The sequence below is a fragment of the Paenibacillus plantiphilus genome, from assembly GCF_927798095.1.
Lineage (GTDB): Bacteria > Bacillota > Bacilli > Paenibacillales > Paenibacillaceae > Paenibacillus_Z > Paenibacillus_Z plantiphilus.
In genome coordinates, this window is sequence record NZ_CAKMMF010000007.1 from 156698 (window position 1) to 172338 (window position 15641).

14 protein-coding genes are annotated in these 15641 nt (G+C 47.9%); 11 read left to right on the forward strand and 3 right to left on the reverse strand.

Translation table 11 applies throughout. The features are described from left to right. Nucleotides 1-4: 4 nt before the first annotated feature. The 5 genes from L6H65_RS08365 (at nucleotide 5) to L6H65_RS08385 (ending at nucleotide 5184) form a co-directional block, all read left to right on the forward strand. A complete protein-coding gene (locus L6H65_RS08365; RefSeq protein ID WP_236340045.1) occupies nucleotides 5-880 on the forward strand; it encodes a DUF8171 family membrane protein in 876 nt (291 codons plus the stop codon). After that, nucleotides 880-2655 (forward strand): ABC transporter ATP-binding protein, encoded by a 1776-nt coding sequence (locus L6H65_RS08370; RefSeq protein ID WP_236340046.1) that lies wholly within the window; start codon nucleotides 880-882, stop codon nucleotides 2653-2655. Before L6H65_RS08365 ends, L6H65_RS08370 begins: the two co-directional genes overlap by 1 nt. Beyond that, nucleotides 2642-3481, forward strand: coding sequence for an energy-coupling factor transporter transmembrane component T family protein (locus L6H65_RS08375; protein ID WP_236340047.1), 840 nt, complete (start codon nucleotides 2642-2644; stop codon nucleotides 3479-3481). The genes L6H65_RS08370 and L6H65_RS08375 overlap by 14 nt, the downstream gene beginning before the upstream one ends. Nucleotides 3482-3496: 15 nt before the next feature. Continuing rightward, complete coding sequence (locus L6H65_RS08380) at nucleotides 3497-4276, forward strand: PHP domain-containing protein (RefSeq protein ID WP_307728315.1); 780 nt, start codon at nucleotides 3497-3499, stop codon at nucleotides 4274-4276. Nucleotides 4277-4347: 71 nt separating this feature from the next. Beyond that, complete coding sequence (locus L6H65_RS08385; protein WP_236340048.1) at nucleotides 4348-5184, forward strand: MurR/RpiR family transcriptional regulator; 837 nt, start codon at nucleotides 4348-4350, stop codon at nucleotides 5182-5184. 584 nt (nucleotides 5185-5768) lie between these two features. Here the strand turns inward: L6H65_RS08385 and L6H65_RS08390 are convergent. Continuing rightward, the gene (locus L6H65_RS08390) at nucleotides 5769-6125 is read right to left on the reverse strand and encodes a winged helix-turn-helix transcriptional regulator (protein WP_236340049.1); all 357 of its coding nucleotides are present in this window, start codon (nucleotides 6123-6125) and stop codon (nucleotides 5769-5771) included. A 217-nt stretch (nucleotides 6126-6342) separates the two neighbouring features. Between L6H65_RS08390 and L6H65_RS08395 the strand changes: the two genes are divergently transcribed. Then, complete coding sequence (locus tag L6H65_RS08395; RefSeq protein WP_236340050.1) at nucleotides 6343-6882, forward strand: NAD(P)H-dependent oxidoreductase; 540 nt, start codon at nucleotides 6343-6345, stop codon at nucleotides 6880-6882. Between the two features lie 397 nt (nucleotides 6883-7279). Here L6H65_RS08395 and rbsK read toward each other — a convergent pair whose 3' ends face one another. Together rbsK and rpe are read right to left on the reverse strand one after the other, a co-directional pair. Beyond that, on the reverse strand, nucleotides 7280-8212 hold the full coding sequence (gene rbsK / locus L6H65_RS08400; protein WP_236340051.1) for a ribokinase: 933 nt from the start codon (nucleotides 8210-8212) through the stop codon (nucleotides 7280-7282). A 38-nt stretch (nucleotides 8213-8250) separates the two neighbouring features. Then, nucleotides 8251-8919, reverse strand: coding sequence for a ribulose-phosphate 3-epimerase (gene rpe / locus L6H65_RS08405; RefSeq protein ID WP_236340052.1), 669 nt, complete (start codon nucleotides 8917-8919; stop codon nucleotides 8251-8253). A gap of 270 nt (nucleotides 8920-9189) precedes the next feature. On the opposite strand from rpe, the gene L6H65_RS08410 reads away from it, so the two are divergent. From L6H65_RS08410 to L6H65_RS08430, 5 genes are all read left to right on the forward strand, one after another. Continuing rightward, nucleotides 9190-10959 (forward strand): cache domain-containing sensor histidine kinase, encoded by a 1770-nt coding sequence (locus L6H65_RS08410; RefSeq protein WP_236340053.1) that lies wholly within the window; start codon nucleotides 9190-9192, stop codon nucleotides 10957-10959. A gap of 5 nt (nucleotides 10960-10964) precedes the next feature. Continuing rightward, nucleotides 10965-12422 carry a response regulator transcription factor gene (locus tag L6H65_RS08415; protein WP_236340054.1) on the forward strand — a complete coding sequence of 486 codons (1458 nt, stop codon included), beginning with the start codon at nucleotides 10965-10967 and terminating at the stop codon, nucleotides 12420-12422. A 121-nt stretch (nucleotides 12423-12543) separates the two neighbouring features. Beyond that, complete coding sequence (locus L6H65_RS08420) at nucleotides 12544-13863, forward strand: ABC transporter substrate-binding protein (protein WP_236340055.1); 1320 nt, start codon at nucleotides 12544-12546, stop codon at nucleotides 13861-13863. 25 nt (nucleotides 13864-13888) lie between these two features. After that, nucleotides 13889-14812, forward strand: a complete 924-nt coding sequence (locus L6H65_RS08425; protein ID WP_236340056.1) for a carbohydrate ABC transporter permease — start codon at nucleotides 13889-13891, stop codon at nucleotides 14810-14812. 14 nt (nucleotides 14813-14826) lie between these two features. Continuing rightward, complete coding sequence (locus tag L6H65_RS08430; RefSeq protein WP_236340057.1) at nucleotides 14827-15639, forward strand: carbohydrate ABC transporter permease; 813 nt, start codon at nucleotides 14827-14829, stop codon at nucleotides 15637-15639. Nucleotides 15640-15641 lie beyond the last annotated feature (2 nt).

Consider the following 15641-nt stretch of genomic DNA (forward strand, 5'->3'; position numbering starts at 1 on the left):
GAAAATGAACGCTGGATCAATGACAAAACGCTGGGAGTTAACACCGCAGCAGAAGCTCATGATTTTCATTTTGTCCATGTCCTTGTACGGAATTTCGAACATGATTACCGAGCTTATACCGGAAGTGAAGGTAGGCCCGATTGAGCTCAAGGTCGAATATTTTATTTTCATTCCGCTGCTCTTCGCGATCCTTTTCAACCCGCTCTACGCCGCTCTGGGAGCTTGCTTCGGAGAAGTGATTTTCGGAGAGCTGCTGCTCGGTCAATTCGGAGGGCTGGGCGAGCTGGAGAAATTCATTGAATTCGGACTCGCGATTTTTATCGCTGGAATGCTCGTTAAGAATCCAACCAACCGGCGTCAGCTGGCAATTGCGGCTTATGTCGCCATCGGGATCGATCAACTGCTTGGAACTATCGTCGATATCGGCAAGGTCTATTTCGGAGTCGAAGACTTCGAGGCTGTTCCCGGACTTCCCGAAAGCGTGCTGGCCATAGAAGGCTTTGCATTCCTGAATGCGATGATCGTCTCAGGCACTTTGTTCGCATTGCTCCCGACGTTGTATCTCGTCCCTCGTCTGTACGGCAAGGTTGAGCCGCTGCTCGGCATGAAGCCGCGTGACGGCAGGGCATCCGCATCTATTGGGGATTTCGTGACGCCGCGACTCATTATTCTGAGCATTCTGTTCTTCGCTATTGCGGGCGCGGCGGAATTTTTGGCGGAATCCGATATCAATTTCATCGACTGGGAATCGGAATTCATAGCCGGTCTGGGTGATGGGGCGATCTGGATCAGCATGGGTGTGGCCGCCGTTATTTTCATCGCAGCGTTAATATGGGGCATATCGAGGAAATCCGGCAAGCGGAAAGGGGAAACGGTTTAATGACATTCCAGTCAACGGAGGAACAGCCGATTATTAAACTCGACAACGTGACCTTCCGTTATCCGGGCGCAGAAGCCAATTCTCTCGAAGGAGTCAGTCTCTCGATTTGCCGTGGCGATTTTATCGCTATTGCAGGGAGCAACGGGAGCGGCAAATCCACATTATGCAAGTGCTTCAACGGGCTTATCCCAACCTATTATTCCGGTGACATGGAAGGAACCGTCCTCGTTGACGGTCTTTCCACAGCGGATCACAGCGTTGCCGAGCTTTCCAAGCGTGTCGCCTACGTATTCCAGGACTTCGAGAACCAATTGGTGCGTCCTACCGTATACGACGAGGTCTGCTTCGCTCCGCTTAATTTCGGCTACGAGGATTACAAGGAGCGGGGCATGAATGCGCTTCGGATGCTGGAGATTGAGCATTTGCGCCATGAATGGATCTGGCAGCTGAGCGGAGGACAGAAGCATATGGCCGCCTTGGCTGCCGCACTGGCACTGGACCCGGATGTCATCGTAGTAGACGAACCGGTCGCTCAGCTGGACCCCGCGCATGCGCGGGTGATCTATGAGAAGCTCAAGCTGCTCAATGAGCGATATGGCAAAACAATCGTCGTCATTGAGCATCATACAGAGTTTATCGCGGATTATTGCCGGAATATGGTCCTGATGGAGAAGGGCGGACGAGTACGCTGGGTGAAATCCGTTTCGGAAGGGCTGTCCGCCGTCTCGGAGCTAACCGAGATGAATATTCAGCCCCCACAAGTGACCCAGGCGTTCCATGCTCTGCGCAGCGAACAAGCGGTAGAACGGGGAATCGCCTATCCAATTACGATTGAGGAAGCGGCAGCCCACTGGTCGCCTGTTGTAAGGAGAGCTTCATTCCTATCTGACACAGGCGAGTCTATAGTGCCTCCTTCATCGCAAGCTGCCGGCGGAGAGCCGCTAGTGTGCTTCGAGGGCGTCATAAGCGGATATCAAGGCATCGACCGCAAGAAGAAGCCGATTCTTCAAGGCATCGACTTGGACATTCATGAAGGTGACCGCATTGCGTTGATCGGCAATAACGGAGCCGGCAAATCGACCTTGCTGCGGTTAATCTCGGGACTTCGCCGTCCTTGGGAGGGCAAGGTTACAGTTTGCGGGAAGGACACGCGCAAGAGCACGCCCGAGGAGCTGTCTGATCTAGTGGCCTTCCTCTTCCAGAATCCCGAGGAAATGTTTATTGCCGATAACATACGGCAGGATATCGAGTTTTTTCTCAAAGCGAGAAAACAGGAAGGCATCGAGCCCTTTATTGAGGATGTGCTGCGCAGATTCAAGCTTACAGAATTGCAGCAGCGGGATGGGCGGCTTCTGAGCGGGGGACAGCAGCGGCGTACGACTCTTGCGATCGGTATGGCCATGCGCCCGACCATTATGCTGCTCGACGAGCCGACTGCAAGTCTGGACATTGCAAGCCGCAAGGAGCTGACCTTGCTGTTCGATCAGCTTCGCGAGCAGGTCAAAGCCGTCGTTATAGCTACACATGACATGCAGCTTGTAGCGGATTGGGCCAATCGCGTGATCGTTATGAACGAAGGGCGGATTCTGCTGGACACAGACAGCAGAACCGTGTTTCAACACCCGGAAATACTGGACAGAGCGGCTTTGATTGCACCTCAGATCGTGCAATTATGCGGACGGCTTGGCATCGAGCCAGCCTGTCTGTCTGTGGAACAATTCATCGCTTATATGCAGCGCATGCCGAGAGAGGAGCTTGTGTATGGAATTAGCTGAACCGACACACAAAACGACAATATGGGAAAAGCTGAGTGTGGAGCGAATCAAGATTGAGCTGCTAAGAACAGCATATGGCCAATCCATGACGTTCCTCTCGCGGTTCGATCCCCGGATGCTCATCGGATGGTATTCTTTCTTCGCGATTGCCCCTTGGTTCATTCATAACAAAACCGTACTCATCGGCATGCTGCTGGCAATCGCCATCCTTACCTATACATCGAAGCCAAGCGTTCTCGTGCTCATCGTGCTGGCGTTCGGACTCGTCACGGACACGGCTTACATGCTGATCGTCGCGCTGGCCTTCGGCGGCGGTTTCTCTGCCGCCTTGGCGCTATCTACGCTAACGCTCAAGCTGCTCGTCATCGCGCTTGCGAGTATCGCCGTATTTTCCAGTATGGACCCGGAGAAGCTCAGTGACGCTCTGCTCAGTCTCGGCATGCCTGCTCAATTCAGCTTCGGGGTTGCGTATGGTTATCGGATGCTTCCAATTCTCATTGAGGAATACAATAATCTTCTTTACTCGTATCGGCTTCGGGGGCGTGCTCCGCTTCGAAAAGGCTTCCTTGGCTGGCGAGCGCTCGTCTACATGGGCAAAATATCGGTGCTGGCTTTTTATCCGCTAATACTCAACACGGCCAAGCGTACGCGGACAACGGTTGAGGCTTTGGAAGTGAAGGGGTTCACTTATGCCGTCAAGGACCCAAGGGTTAAACGAATCAAGCTGGCCTACTTGAAGGTTCTCCCCCGGGACTACGCATTTATTATTGTATCCGCTATTTATGTAGCCTTCTTATTCTGGCTGGGCAGTCAGTTCACACTGTAACGATAGGAGAATTCCATGATGAAAATCGACCTTCACGCACATATCAAGCTATCCAAGAAAACCGAGTTTTCCATTGACTATTTCAAGGCATCGATTCATGAAGCGGCTCAGAATGGCCTTGATGCCATTGCTATGACCGAGCATTTTAACACATACCGTTTTCATGATATCTATGAGGCATTGGACCGTCATTACACCTACCAAGAGGATTATTACGATGTGGAGGGCTTCAAGGTGTTCCCGGGCATGGAGGTCGACGTCCAATTCGGCGGTCATATCCTCGTCATCGGTTCAAGAAAGTCGATACTGGAGCTGCGCTCAAGACTGGAGCCGCACACTTCGGCTGACGATTTTGTGGCATTCAGCCAACTGCTAGATTGGTGCGACGAATTGTCGCTGCTGAGAATCGGAGCGCATCCGCATCGGGAGAGCAATCCTCTAACCCAGCATGACATCGCGACACTCAGACGGCTTGATTGCTTCGATCTCAATGCCAAAGATGTGTATTCGTACGGGCCGGGGATGAGGGAGACTGTCATGGGGCTGGGGCAGAAGATCGGCATACCGGTTGTGGCAGGCAGCGATACGCACCATCCCCTTCAGTTCGGGAGCGTACTGAATGAGCTGGACGGCGATTATACTACTGTAGCTGATCTGAGGGCATGTCTGAAGGAAGGGCGTTACCGGATCGAGGTGTCTGACTGCTTGGAGACGAAGGTGAAGGCTGCCAGTCTGGTCAAGAAACTGTTGAAGAAGAACGGAATAGCTGATGTGGCGCAGTGGATTGGAAAATAGGATATGACGGGTTACAATGTTGTTAGTACAATTATTGCAACGGTTAGTAACGCTGTGGGAGGATACCCCTATTGAATAAGCTCGAATTCGAGATTCCCGTTCATCAAATGTCTAAAAGCCAGAAGAAAATAGCCGATTTCATTATGAAGTCGGCCGAACGGATTCCCTTTTACACGGAGGAAGACATCGCGGTCAAGGCTGGCGTCAGCATCGCCACAGTGTCACGCTTCTGGAGAGTCATCGGGTATGACAATTTGAAATCGTTCAAGAAATATTTGCAGGAAACACAGCACTCAACTCCGGCCCGGAAAATGCAGCATGTGCTGGAGCAAACCGACCGCGAGGTTGTAGGACGGATGATTACCTCAGCGGCGGTCAATCTGGAGGAAACGGCGAAGCGGATATCCCGCGATGCGTTCGACCGGGCGGTAGAGGCGCTGAACGCCGCCGATACCATATACGTACATGGGCCTGGCTCCACCTCCTGCCTGACCGATTTGCTGCGGTTTCGCTTGAACCGGATCGGAATGGAGGTCCGAATTATGGCCCAGAGCGGGCACGAATTGCTGGAAAGCCTCGTTCACGCAGGCCCGAAGGACGTCGTTCTCTTCTTCGGCTTCGTCCGCAAATCCCCTGAAGCAGCCGTCATTCTGGAACAGGCGTCCGAATCCGGTTATACGACGATTCTGGTGACGGACCTTTTGCTGTCCGACATGATCGACGACAGCCATATCGTCCTTCAAGTGGACCGGGGAGATGCGGACGCCTTCCATTCCCTTGTCGCTCCGATGACGATTGTGGAGAGCCTGTCCGTAGCCTTGGCCGGACAACGGGGAGATGCGGCGATGGATAAGCTCAAGCAGCTTCATGCCATGCGCAAGCAGTATGCTTCCTTGCTGCCCAAGTAACACAAGTAACAGCTCGCGGCATTAAGCTGGAACGTGGATGAATGGCATTTCTAACATTTTCAGCAGGTCGGGTCCGCATCATCCATCCCTTGCATTCCAAATATCCAGCGTGCCTCGCTCCATTTTTCATGGCTGTAACACGATATTTCCGCCTTATGAAGAGAGCCGAAGAGGATTATGAGATGCTTTGACATCTGTAAGAAGGTTTTTCAGCGTTACAGCGTGTCTCGCTCCATTTTTCCGAGCTGTAAAGCGATATTTCCGTCTTATGAAGAGAGCCGAAGAGGATTATGCGATGCTTTGTCATCTGTAAGAAGGTTTTTCAGCGTTACAGCGTGCCTCGCTCCATTTTTCAGGGCTGTAACACGATATTTCCGTCTTATGGAGAGAGCTGAAGAGGATTATGCGATGCTTTGACATCTGTAAGAAGGTTTTTCAGCGTTACAGCGTGCCTCGCTCCACTTTTCAGGGCTGTAACACGATATTTCCGTCTTATGGAGAGAGCCGAAGAGGATTGTGCGATGCTTTGACATCATGAGAGTGTTTGCAGCCGCTCTTATCCACGAGTACGATCCATGCCGTCTTTAATGCTTTTCCTGATTTATTGATTGTATAAATTCAATATGCTTATATCCCCAACCGCACATATCTACCAGTACAGAGCTTAATGTTCGGCCATGATCGGACAACGAATATTCGACTTTGGGTGGAATCTCCTGATACACCTGCCGTACGATCAATTTATCCCGTTCCAATTCACGAAGCTGGTTGGTCAGCATGCCCTGTGTCACATTCGGAAGCTGGCGTCTTAATTCCCCAAAGCGTTTCGTACCTTCATGCAGCAAAATAAACAAGATAAGCGGCTTCCACTTCCCGCCCATCACATCAAGGGTAGCTTGTATTCCCTGTGTTGCCCTCTCACCACGGACTTCTTCCGGCATCGTTCCCAACTCTCCATCGTATGAAGTTTAGTTTCCCTGATGTATTTTATCAAAGTATACCGTTTTGCAACAGCACGACAAAATAGCCGGTGTCGGAGTCTATGGTACTGTTTATAGGACTAAGTATGAAAAAAGAGCGTACTGTTCGCAATTCGATTTCTACGAAATAATAAGGAGGTAGATCGCGATCCTACAATAACGATTAAGGGTGAATGTCATGAGTATTATGGTAATCGCTGCACATCCGCATTTAGATAAATCACGGGCTAATCAAGCCTTGGTACACGAGCTGCAGCATCATGCAGACATCTATGTTCGCGATCTTTATCAGGACTATCCTGGAGGGGACATTGACGTGGAAAGGGAGCAGCAGCTTCTTACGCAATATGATAGGGTAGTATTTCAGTTCCCATTCTATTGGTATAGCTGTCCGCCTTTGTTGAAAAAGTGGTTTGATGACGTACTAACATATGGCTGGGCTCACGGACCTGAAGGGAAAGCCTTAAAGGACAAAGAGTTTATACTCGCAACAACAACGGGAGGCACAGAGCAATCCTACCAGTCCGGCGGAGATAACGGGTTCACAATCAGTGAACTGCTGCGGCCGATCCAAAGAACGTTAACCAGATGCAACGGAATTTATTTACCCGCGTTTGTTGCCTTTCATGTTACTCCAGGTACGGATGCTTATCTTGCAGCCGAAGCCAAAAGATATGCGGAGCACATCCAATCCTCGGCACGGGCTCTAATGCACTGATTCGGAAGTGCCCGTAGCTTTGACGGCTGGCTGATTAGACAGGATTAGACAGCTCACAGCTACAGCCCCTCTAAATCCGGAGCCTGTCCGTAACTTTAAGCCAGAAGAACCGGGCCTTAGCCAGCTCTGCGCCGCGCGCAGCTCCCGGGGCGCGATGGGGCAGTACGGATGTCGCCACATCAGACAACAGTGAGAAGAGGCGATGGACCAACGGATACGCCGCAAGGGGCTGTCAAGAAAGTCGTTTAATGATTTCAGAGCCCCTACTAAGCCCCCCGTATAGGATGAAAAGATGCTTCCGGCTCCACTTCTATAGTGGTTTTGGAGGCATCTTTTCACATCATTTGGGTCTGACTCATTGGATATTGGACTTTTCGGACAGCCCCTTATACCTGTATCAATCAATAGTCAAATTTCGAGCGCTGCAGAAATTCACGACCTCTTCCATGGATGGAATACCGTCTTGAGCGCCATGCCTTGTGACTTTCAATGCACTGACAATGGATGCGAATTTGGCGGCAGCTAGTAACGTTCGCCCCTCAGCTAACGCATAGGCCAGCGCCCCGGCATAGGAATCTCCTGCTCCGACCGTATCGACAGCTTGGACAGCAATGGCTTGAATATGCTCATACGCTCCATCCTGATACACAAGGGAGCCCTGTCCCCCCAGCTTAATAATCGATTTGGCAATGCCATAATGCTGATGCAGATAGATGGCTGCTTCTAGAGCCGTTGGAATATTGTGAACCTCTATCTGGGTGAGAAACCTTGCTTCTTGCTGATTCGGGACAATAATGTCTGCATAGGGCAGGGCTGAAATGTCGATACCGTCAGTTGGAGCGGGATCTAATATGATCGTTACGCCATGCCTTCGAGCCGCCATCATAGCTTGCTTAATGACTTCACTGCGGATTTCCATTTGCACGAGCAGTATGCGGCTGTTGCTAATGATATGCTCGCAGCGATCAATATCCTCCATCGTCAGGCAATCATTGGCGCCCTTGACGACAAGTATCGTATTCTCGGCGGATGAATCGATGGTAACAAGCGCAGTCCCCGTCCCGCTGTCCGCTACTGCCTTCATCGATTCGATATTGACCTGATTGCTCTGCAATTTGTGAAGCAGTGTATGTCCGAAAGCATCATTGCCCACACAGCCAATAAAGGTGGTCGCAGCACCCAGCTTTGCACAAGCGGTTGCCTGATTCGCTCCCTTGCCTCCAGGGGAGTAGCTAACCTCTTTGCCGAACACGGTATCTCCATGCTGGGGATAATGATCGGTCAAGAAAACAATATCCATAATCACACTGCCTACAACTGTAATGGTCATCGGTCTGCCTCCTCCTTGCAAATGAATCGATGGATTCCCTATACATGCGAAATGAGCTGTTTCACCTGTGCAACGGAGTGCCCCAGCGATTGTCCTGGAATAAAAATGCTGGATGTGCCGCACACTAGCATATCAGCGCCACCCGCTACAACCTCCGGAATAATAGCGTTGCTTATATTCCCGTCAACCTCTATCGCGATATCGGCACAATCTGCTTGGTCGATTTTTTTCTTCAAATCTTTGATTTTACCCAGCGTGCTCGGTATGAACTTCTGTCCGGCGAATCCGGGGTTCACCGTCATCAAGCAGATGTAATCCAGTGAATCCATAACGTAATCCAACATACATAATGGAGTCGAAGGATTAAGCGCCGCCCCGGCTTTAAGACCATGGCCTCTAATTTGCTGAAGCGCTCGTTGCAGATGCACCTTGGATTCAGTATGGACGGAGATCATATCCGCGCCTGCCCCGGCAATGAGATCGATGAATTTCTCCGGCTCCTCCACCATCAAATGGACATCAAACGGCTTGTCCGTATAGGGACGCAACGCTCTTATCAGATCGGGCCCCAACGTAATATTAGGAACAAAGCTGCCATCCATAATATCGAAATGATAGAAATCAACATCTGCTCGGTCCAACTGCTGAATATTATCGATTAATCTGCCGAGATCTGCACACATTAAAGAAGGTCCAATTTTAATCAAAGGCTGTTCTCCCCTTTTTATCCTGTTCGAATGTTGCTGCAATTTTTTATAATTAAACTATATAAATTACGGCAGCCAATAAGAATGAACATATCCAACAACCCATTGGAACAAAGATAAGCGACTAAGAAGGAGCGCTCTGCCTGTCCAATTAAGGAATATCAGTGATATGTATGATGAAGATATAAGGTTTGTTCAATCAGCCATGTACGGAAATCTATTAGAATAGAAGGTAACGGAGCTGGGAGGCATAGTGGAAGGGGATCACACATGGGCATGAAGACGATTTATTACAAAATGAAACCCCAAAGATTAAAGGGGCAGCTCTTTCTATCGATGCTCGTCCTCATTATTTGTCCTTTAATTGTTCTGAGTGTGTATTTATTCAACGAATTCGAAGTGGCTCTGCAGGACAAAATTGTTGCGCAAAGCTCTAAAGGTCTGGATCAAGTGCAGCAATCCACAGAGGATCTCATGAGTCTGGTTTATAAAACGTTAGTGATGGTTCAGAACGATAGTGTGACTTACGACGTGCTGACAATGCCTGAGAACTACAACGTGCTTGAACGGATCGATCTTTTGGAGCAGGTGCTCAAAAACATTGACAATAGTATTTTTTTGTTTAATTCGCAAATGGTCTATTATACACTGCTCGATTTTCATGGAAACGTTTACACCTCATTTCAGCCGGAAGAAATGCTGGATTACAACAAATTAAGAAGTGAAAATTGGGCACAGCAATTAAGTGCGGAGCGTCCTTACATGTGGATTGCCAATGATCCGAATTATGTTTCCCGCAATATCTCTGGCAGCAAGCATTTACTGACCCTTAGCTCGACAATGAGAGACACCAGCAATAGGCCATTTAGTCTGGCGAGAATCAGTATTGATTACGATTCATGGTTCAGAACTTTTGTGAGAAGCGATGAGGAGCATCAGTACTACATTATCGATAAGGCGGGCACGCTGGTTTCTTCCTTTAATAGCGAGCTCGTGCTGGAACCGGACGTACTCTCATTTTTTCCTACAACGTCTGAAAAAGGCGGCTTTTATTTCGATCAAGGTACAGACTCTCTCATTAATTATCGGAGTATCCCACAGCTTGAGTGGTACTTCGTTGATGTTATTCCCAGAAAAGTGCTGTTCCATGAGGTCTATGTATTGAAGATCCGATTTTTCAGTATTTTTATTGCCTTTATTGCGCTGTTTATAGGGATTAATATGTTTATTTCTTATAAGTTCACGAAGCCATTGACTGTGCTGGAAAAGAAAATGAGCAGTATCGTCAAACAGAATTTGAAGCTAACCATTCCCGAGAGGAATTACTCAGGTGAGATTCTGCAATTAATTCGTTCCTTCAATCAGATGTCGACAGATATGAATACGATGGTGAAATTGTTGAAGGATGAGCAGAAGCAGCGGGAGCTGGTTCATTTTCAAATGCTATTGTCGCAGATCAATCCCCATTTCTTGCTCAATACGCTCAATACAATCAAGTGGCTTGCCATAAGAAAAGGCGATAAGGATATTCCGGATATTTGTGTGTCGCTGGGCAATATATTGGAGACGAGCTTGCATGCAGAAGCAGAATTAATTTTTCTCAAAGACGAGATCAAGCTGGTGGAGGATTACTTGCTCATTCATGAATTGCGGTACAATGACGGGCTGGATGTAGAGTATGAATACAGCTCGGTGATGGATTATACCCTTGTTCCCAAGCTAAGCATTCAGCCTTTAATCGAGAACGCCATCATTCATGGGATTGCGCCGCTCAAAGGTCAGGGAACTATACGCATACGCATCTTCACCCGGGACAAGCTGCTGTTTATTGAAATTGAAGACGACGGGGTTGGAATTGCAGAGCAAAGCGTGAAGCAAAGAGGGAGAAGCCGGAAAGGGATCGGTCTGCAAAATTTAAAGGACAGACTCCATATCCTGTTCAAGGAAGATGGCAAGCTAGAGGTTATTCCGTTGGAGCAAGGGACATTGGTGCGTATGCAGCTGCCTTATTTGCTTTCTAGACCATACGAAAGAAGCTGACATCTATGTGGAAAGTGATGCTTGTCGAGGATGAGATGTTCGTCAGAGAGTCGGTAAAAATGATCGTCAATTGGGAGGAGCTTGGCTTCACCATATTAGGGGAAGCGGATAATGGAGAAGAGGCTTTGCAGCTGCTTCAACAAAAGCATTTTGACCTGGTCATTACAGATATTAAGATGCCAGTTATGGATGGGGTAGAGTTATTGAAGCAAGCCCGAGAGCTGGATTACAACTGCAAATTTATTATGCTGAGCTGCATGAATGAATTTGAATATGTGAGACAAGCGCTGGAATATGGGGCTTCGAATTATATTTTGAAGCTTTCCATGAGTGTATCCAGTTTAGTCGAGGCGCTATCCAAAATTAAATTGGAGCTTGAAGAGCAGTCCCAGTATGCTGATCAACGGATCAATCTGTTCTATCAGCAGATTTGGCGCCATATAACCGAGATGGAGCAGGAGGAGCATGTGGCTGTACCATCGGTGATTGCCGAGCTGCAGCATTTCAATCTCACCCTTGTAGCTGTTATTCGAGGCGAGGAACGCTGGAGCTCCAAGGAGCATATTGGAGCGCTGCCTTTTATTGATTACCGCTATGCAGAAGTGACCCATCTCTATCACAGTGAAGGTCTGACCACCGTCTTTATTTGGCATAAGCCAGAGGCGCCGATTATTGACACTTCCGCAGAAGATAACAATTACGCGATTGTGTATGGGACGGGCCTGCACTATTCGCAGCTGCATATGCAGTGGAGCAGAATCATTCAGCAGATGAGCATGTTCTGGTATAGCGGAATGAAGGGCGTATTCTGTGTGGATGCGATGGAGGTCAAGGAATCTGCGCCTTACTTTGTATGGAGAAAGAAACGAGAGCTCATATCCAGCTTTGAGAAGCTGGAAGAGAAGCGCTGCCAGGAGCTTATTGATGATATATGGAACGATATGCGCAGCAGCCATTTATCAATGGTGCATGTGAAGAAAATAGCGGCAGATATCGACTATACGCTGTATTCCATGATTCAGAAGGGAAGCAGCAGCCAGAGCGCGCTATTCGATGCAAGAAATCATGAGCAATTGAAGGGGGCGATTCTGACGAGATTGCAGTTATGCCTGAATGCCTATAAACAGACGCAGCCAACGATTATGACAGACCATCCGGAAGTAAATAAGGTGATCAAGTATATTAATGACAATTTTCACAACGATATTTCGGTGAAAAGCATGGCGGCTATGATTGCAATGGATGAAAACTATTTTAGCAGCTTGTTTAAATCGAAGACGAAGGAAAGCCTCATTACGTATGTGCATCAGCTCAGAATTAACAAAGCCTTGTTTTATTTGACGCAGACCGATCTTACCATCCATCAAATCTCAGAGAACGTTGGATTCAAAAATATTAATTATTTCAATCGCATATTCAAACGAATGAAGGGCGTCACGCCTTCTCAATATAGAGAAGGATGAGCGCCCTTGTATTTCAATTGTTTTGTTCTATGCGATTAATGGATATGTTCATTCTTTTCATCTTCAATCCTTTATAAGATGGACACGTAACACAACAAAAACAGATGGAGGTCAAATGAAGATGAAAAAGAAGAGCGTTGGATTCGTTGTTATTCTAATGATAGTAGCTGCTCTATCTGCTTGCTCAAGCAACAACAATAATAGCCAAGGCACGAGCGGGCAAGCAGGATCATCGAATGGTTCCTCGGACAAAGTGGTTAATCTGACGTTCTGGGGAGGCGTTCCCGCTGAAGCGGGGCCGCAAGAGATTGTGGATACGTGGAATAAGCAGAACCCCAATATCCAGGTAACCTACGTTCGATATGTCAATGACGACAGCGGCAATCTGAAATTAGATACGGCGCTCGTCTCCGGCCAGAATGTAGATATCTTCGCTAACTATACCAAACCGTTGCTGTCGAAGCGGGTATCGTCCGGCGCAGCACTCGACCTGAGTCCATTCAGTGAGTATAACATTGACGACAAGATGGGAGCAGGCGCGAAGGAATGGCTGGTAGATGACAAATATTATGCGCTTCCTACAAAGCGAAACATGCATTTTGTTTGGTTGAACAAGGATGCTCTTGACGAGGCCGGCCTGCCGGTTCCAACGGATTGGACATTAGCAGATGTTGAGAAATATGCGAAAGCGCTGCAAACCGATACCAGATGGGGCTATGCGTCATTTCCATTCTGGAGAGATGTGGTTTCGTTTGACGGATCTTTGGCTGTGCAGGGATCAGTCAAAGAGGACGGGACCTCTAACTTCGACGCTCCTATCGTAGGGGAAGCCCTGCAGCAGCAATATGACATGATGCATACCTCTAAAGTGAGTCCGCCGATTAGCTTGATCGAGACGACCAAAATGAATTTGATTGCAGAGTTTTTGGGCAACAAGGTCGCTATGCTGAATGCGGGCGAATGGGTTTTCCGGGATGCCAATAATTTGACGGATTATCCGCGTGACTTTACCGCTGCATTTGCTCCACTGCCGCGAATGACAGAGGGACAGGATGATTTCCGATATTTGGGCGGCTTGGGCGATGCAATTGCTATTAATGCCAAATCCGAACACACCAAAGAAGCATGGGAATTTCTGAAGTGGTATGCCGACGGCGGTATGCTCCCTCAGGCTGCGGGAGGCCGTATTCCAGCATCGAAGGATGCGGATCAGGCCAAGGCCATTGAGCTGCTGCTTGGCGATTTGAAGGATAAGTACGATCTGGAATCGTTAGAGAGAGTGCTGTCCAATGAGCTGCCTACTTTCCAGGTCTCGCTTCCGCAGGAGGTGCTGGATATTAGAACAGAGGAGTTTGATAAGTACTATATTAAAGCACAGTCGTTAGAAGAGGCGATTCAGAATGTCGTTAAGAGACATAATGAGTTTCTGAAGAGGAACTAACTTTGAATAATAATGGGGCGGGGAAATGGCTGGCTATTTCCCCGCTCAATTAGGGGAGCTGCAGATGAAGCTTAACTGGATGAGACGACAACAGCTGGTAGGGTATATGTTCATTGCTCCTAACATGATAGGTGTAACCGCTTTCATAATTCTTCCTGCTTTATTTTCTATTTTTCTGGCTTTTACGAATTGGGAGTTTCCGCAGCTGAGTGCTGATTTTGTCGGGATGAGTAATTTCTCAAGATTGGTTCAAGACGAGGTGTTCTATAATTCCTTGAAAAACACGTTGATCTTTCTAGGATCAGTTCCTATATCTGTCGGGCTCGGATTTCTCGCGGCGCTTGTGCTGAACAAGAGTGTCTATTTCAAAAAAGTGCTTCGCACGATGTTTTTTCTGCCGTACATTACAACAGGTGTTGCGATTGCCTTTGTATGGATGCTAATCTTCCAGCCGGTCAATGGGCCGGTGAATACTTTATTAATGAATTTGGGGATCAGTAATCCGCCGGGTTGGCTTTCCTCAACCTCGTCCGCCATATTCGTGTTCGACATTATCTGGATCTGGTTCCTGCTCGGATACAATATCATTATTTATTTGGCGGCTTTGCAGGAGATATCCTCCGAGCAGCTTGAAGCGTCCAAGATAGATGGAGCCCGCTTATTCCATACGGTCAGATATGTAATTTGGCCATTGGTTAGTCCGACAACGCTCTTCCTGCTGATGACGGGATTTATTGTATCGATCAAACAGATGGGTATCTTCCAGGCTGTAACGAACGGCGGACCTGGGGACAGTACGACCGTATTATCCTTATACATCTATAAGACGGCCTTCAGATATTATGATATGGGCTATGCTTCTGCAATTTCAGTTGCTCTGCTAGTTATTATTATTCTCATTACAGCTATACAATGGATAGCTCAGAAAAAATGGGTTCATTATTCATAGAAAGGATAGAGCATATGCGTAAACTTATTTCTACAATCGTGATGTTCATGTTTGCACTCATCATGATCTATCCATTTCTCTGGATGATAAGCACTTCCTTTAAGCAGCCGTTCGAAGTGTTTCAGTCCCCGTTTCAGTGGATATCCGATCAGCCTACTTTAAAATATCACGAGAATGTTTGGACAGGGACAGCCAGCTTCATCACGTATTATTGGAATTCTCTGAAAATATCGATCATTAGCACGATTGGAGCCGTGTTTTTTGCTGCCGTAGCCGCTTACGGGTTTTCCAGAATTGAATTTAAAGGCAGAGACACGTTGTTCTTAATCTATCTCGTAGCGATGATGATTCCGAACCAAATTATTTTCATCCCTAAATTCATTATGTTTAATGCGCTTGGACTCTATAACACACATTGGGCATTGATACTGCCGGGCTTATTCACTGTACTTGGCGTATTCATGCTTCGGCAATTTTTCATTGCTGTGCCCAAGGATATCTCAGAATCCGCCATGCTCGATGGTGCGGGTCACTTTAGCATCTTTCTTCGCATCATGCTGCCGATGGCCAAGCCTTCATTAGCCACATTGGCGATTATTGATTTCTCCTGGCACTGGAATGATTTTGAGAACGCGCTTATTTTCCTGTTGGATGAGAAGCTGTATACGGTCTCGCTTGGCCTGCAAAGCTTTGTGCTGGAGAACAGTGTAGATTACAACGGCATGATGGCAGCGGCAACAGCCGGCATGGTTCCGATGATTATTGTATTCCTGATTGGCCAGAAATTTATTGTAGAGGGACTAGCCAGCTCTGCTGTTAAAGGATAATG

Bases quoted from the DNA above. Each gene is read 5' to 3' on its own strand.
- L6H65_RS08365 (WP_236340045.1), top strand. From the start codon at position 5: ATGAACGCTGGATCAATGACAAAACGCTGGGAGTTAACACCGCAGCAG.
- L6H65_RS08370 (WP_236340046.1), top strand. From the start codon at position 880: ATGACATTCCAGTCAACGGAGGAACAGCCGATTATTAAACTCGACAAC.
- L6H65_RS08375 (WP_236340047.1), top strand. From the start codon at position 2,642: ATGGAATTAGCTGAACCGACACACAAAACGACAATATGGGAAAAGCTG.
- L6H65_RS08380 (WP_307728315.1), top strand. From the start codon at position 3,497: ATGATGAAAATCGACCTTCACGCACATATCAAGCTATCCAAGAAAACC.
- L6H65_RS08390 (WP_236340049.1), bottom strand. From the start codon at position 6,125: ATGCCGGAAGAAGTCCGTGGTGAGAGGGCAACACAGGGAATACAAGCT.
- L6H65_RS08395 (WP_236340050.1), top strand. From the start codon at position 6,343: ATGAGTATTATGGTAATCGCTGCACATCCGCATTTAGATAAATCACGG.
- rbsK (WP_236340051.1), bottom strand. From the start codon at position 8,212: ATGACCATTACAGTTGTAGGCAGTGTGATTATGGATATTGTTTTCTTG.
- L6H65_RS08410 (WP_236340053.1), top strand. From the start codon at position 9,190: ATGGGCATGAAGACGATTTATTACAAAATGAAACCCCAAAGATTAAAG.
- L6H65_RS08415 (WP_236340054.1), top strand. From the start codon at position 10,965: ATGTGGAAAGTGATGCTTGTCGAGGATGAGATGTTCGTCAGAGAGTCG.
- L6H65_RS08420 (WP_236340055.1), top strand. From the start codon at position 12,544: ATGAAAAAGAAGAGCGTTGGATTCGTTGTTATTCTAATGATAGTAGCT.
- L6H65_RS08425 (WP_236340056.1), top strand. From the start codon at position 13,889: ATGGCTGGCTATTTCCCCGCTCAATTAGGGGAGCTGCAGATGAAGCTT.
- L6H65_RS08430 (WP_236340057.1), top strand. From the start codon at position 14,827: ATGCGTAAACTTATTTCTACAATCGTGATGTTCATGTTTGCACTCATC.